3 protein-coding genes and 1 pseudogene are annotated in these 2,979 nt (G+C 43.8%); 1 reads left to right on the plus strand and 3 read right to left on the minus strand.

Annotated features, from left to right (window positions below):
• A pseudogene (locus GMD6S_RS12875) lies at nt 1-724 on the plus strand (hypothetical protein); the annotation flags it as partial.
• 134 nt (nt 725-858) lie between these two features.
• Here GMD6S_RS12875 and tsaD read toward each other — a convergent pair.
• The 3 genes from tsaD to tsaB are packed head-to-tail and all read right to left on the minus strand — an operon-like array spanning nt 859 to nt 2,976.
• A complete protein-coding gene (gene tsaD / locus GMD6S_RS10990) occupies nt 859-1,869 on the minus strand; it encodes a tRNA (adenosine(37)-N6)-threonylcarbamoyltransferase complex transferase subunit TsaD (protein ID WP_000655082.1) in 1,011 nt (336 codons plus the stop codon).
• Complete coding sequence (gene rimI, locus GMD6S_RS10995; protein ID WP_000569855.1) at nt 1,859-2,296, minus strand: ribosomal protein S18-alanine N-acetyltransferase; 438 nt, start codon at nt 2,294-2,296, stop codon at nt 1,859-1,861. Before rimI ends, tsaD begins: the two co-directional genes overlap by 11 nt.
• The gene (gene tsaB / locus GMD6S_RS11000) at nt 2,293-2,976 is read right to left on the minus strand and encodes a tRNA (adenosine(37)-N6)-threonylcarbamoyltransferase complex dimerization subunit type 1 TsaB (RefSeq protein ID WP_000865681.1); all 684 of its coding nucleotides are present in this window, start codon (nt 2,974-2,976) and stop codon (nt 2,293-2,295) included. Before tsaB ends, rimI begins: the two co-directional genes overlap by 4 nt.
• Nucleotides 2,977-2,979 lie beyond the last annotated feature (3 nt).

A 2,979-nucleotide genomic window follows, 5' to 3' on the forward strand; every position in this document is an offset into this window, starting at 1 on the left:
AGAGTATGAAGGTAAAACTAAGAGTGTTGTTCCTTTATTTAATTCAAACATTCTGGGCTATATGGCAGTATATAGTTCTGGATTTGATAACCCAGATTTACACGCTACCTTAATAATGGCAGGTAGATATGATGGACATGGCTTTTTCCTTCGCTCTGACAACTTCCTAGAAAAACTCCCAATGTTTGCCGCCAGTCGCTACATTACTTATAATCGTCACTGGACACAGCGTGCTAATATTATGAAATCGGCCGATGGCGTTGAACGTTTTAATAAAGCTGTATCAAGTAACAAGATTGAACAAGACTTATTGAAAATTCTTCTATTCACAACACTTGAAACGCAAAATCACATGAGAAGTTTATATGGTTCTGATGGACGATTCTACCGAAATGAGTTGTCATTGGATAACTCTAATGGAGATACGCTAGCAACAGTCAGCTTAGCAAAATTGAAACAAGGTTCTAAAGAGACTGATTTATTTGAACAATGGGGAAAAGTCCTAACAGAAGCTAAGAAAACGAAAAATTATAATTCTAAATTAACGTATTCAGTTTATCAGATTATTGATGAGCTTAACACATCTGAAAAAGATGAAAATGATAAAACAATCTATAACTATCCCGAATTAAACGGACACTTGAATACATTGAAAACAATGGTAAAAGAGTATTATAATTCTGAAATTGTGCCATTCCTATTTGAGTATGAATTTTTGAAATAAGCATGAAAAAGACGATTTCCTCTTGGAAGTCGCCTTTTTGATATTCTTGTAAGCACTATATATTGTGTCTAGTGTAAACTGATATATAGTTACCTAAAATATTTTAGCAAAAAAGCCAGCCTCAAGCTGACTCTTTATTCTATGGTATCAAAAGCGAGACTTGGTTTGGCATTGAGGTCCAGGCCTGCGAAGTTTTCTTTGTTCCACTCGCTGACACTGGCATAGGCAATCATACCTGCATTGTCTCCACAGAGACGCAGGGGTGGAATGATGACTTTGACATCTGTAATTTCGGCTGCTAGGCGTTCTCTAAGACCTTTATTGGCCGCCACACCACCTGCGACAACAAGGGTTTTAACAGGATATTTATCTAGGGCTTTCTTGGTTTTTACCATGAGAATATCCATGACAGCTGCTTGGAAGGAAGCACACAAATCCTCTGTAGACAAGCTTTCTCCCTTTTGCTCAGCATTGTGGTAAAGATTGATAAAGGCAGACTTCAAACCTGAGAATGAAAACTCCAGATTGTCTTCCTTGATCATGGCACGAGGGAAGTCATAAACATCCTGACCTTGATGGGCCAACTCGTCAATCTCGCGACCTGCTGGATAAGTCAAGCCCATGACACGGCCGACCTTATCATAGGCCTCACCAACCGCATCATCTCGTGTCTCCCCAACAATCTTGTAATCGCCAGCCTCTGACACATAGACCAACTCGGTGTGTCCTCCGCTGACCAAGAGTGCCAACAAAGGAAACTCCAAAGGCTCCACACTCTGAGCTGCCATTAGGTGGCCAGCCATGTGGTTGACGGGGATAAGCGGCAGGCCATGTGCCCAAGCAAAGGCCTTGGCAGCTGACAAACCAACAAGCAAGGCTCCGACCAGGCCTGGTCCGTAGGTAACCGCCACAGCTGTTATGTTCTCTTCGGTAATCCCTGCTTCTGCTAGCGACTCCTCAATACAGGCCGTAATAACCTCGACATGGTGACGACTGGCCACTTCTGGCACTACGCCACCAAAACGTTTGTGGCTCTCGATTTGACTAGCGATGACATTGGACAAGAGCTGGTCGTCGTTTTTTAAGACAGCGACACTGGTCTCATCACAAGATGTCTCAAATGCTAAAATATATCTATCCTTCATCTATTTCTCTCTTCATGATAATGGCGTCCTCGACTGGGTCATGGTAGTAGGCCTTTCTCTCAGCGATGACCACCATCTTTTCTTTCTTGTAAAATGCTTGCGCTCGTTGGTTTGACTTTCTGACTTCAAGGAAAATCTCCTTATCTGTCGGCAATTGAGCAAACAAGGCTGACGCAATTTCCTGACCCTGATAGGCTCCTTTGACAGCGATTTGTAGGACTTCTGCTTCAAAGAGATTCTCCTGAACGGCTAGAAAGCCAATCACTTCTCCCCCATCATAAGCCAATGCATACCAGGTCTGATCTTGGGATAGGTCTGCTTGGATTTGTTCCAGCGTCCAAGGGCTGACTGGGTAAACATCTACCATAACAGCATAGATAGCTTGAGCCAAGTCAGGTCGCTGTTGGATTCGTTTGATCTCTATCATAGGCGTTTAATATAAGACTCGCCAGACTCGGTGTGATTCTTGAGCCAGTTTTCCTCGGCTTCGACACGCTTGAGGTAATTTGGCACAAAGTCGTGCAAGGAGTCTGCTTCCTTATCCCAGGCCCAAAGAGCTAGATTAGCTGCATTTGGCAAGGTTTCTTCGTAGTTAGTTTGTGGCAGATGCTCTTGGATTTGTTCCACAAAGGCTCCAACTTCTCCGACAAAGGTCACCTGCTCAGCATCCTTGACCTGCTCTAGCACTTCCGCAAAAGACAGGTGCGCTTCTGGAAAGACAGCCTTGGCATTTTCATAAAATCCTGCATAGACATTGTTGCGACGTGCATCCATGATAGGAACCACCAAGCCTTCTTGCTGACTTGGCACCAGAGCTAAGAGGCTGGACATCCCCACTAACTCAATGTTCAGAGTATGAGCCAAAGTCTTGGCAGTGGCTACCGCAATTCGTAAACCTGTGTAGCTACCTGGTCCCTCTGCCACCACGATTCGATCCAAGTCCTTGGGTGTCAGGTCCAGACTTTCCATCAAAAAATCGATGGCAGGCATAAGGGTGATACTGTGGTTTTTCTTGATATTGATCATAGTCTCGGCAAGAACTTGCTTATCCTCTAAAATGGCTAGAGAAAGAGCCTTGCTGGACGTATCAAAAGCTAATACTTTCATAAC

The organism is Streptococcus sp. GMD6S (assembly GCF_000297015.1).

Coding starts and splice junctions, on each gene's coding strand:
- tsaD (WP_000655082.1), bottom strand. CDS start 1,869: ATGAAGGATAGATATATTTTAGCATTTGAGACATCTTGTGATGAGACC.
- rimI (WP_000569855.1), bottom strand. CDS start 2,296: ATGATAGAGATCAAACGAATCCAACAGCGACCTGACTTGGCTCAAGCT.
- tsaB (WP_000865681.1), bottom strand. CDS start 2,976: ATGAAAGTATTAGCTTTTGATACGTCCAGCAAGGCTCTTTCTCTAGCC.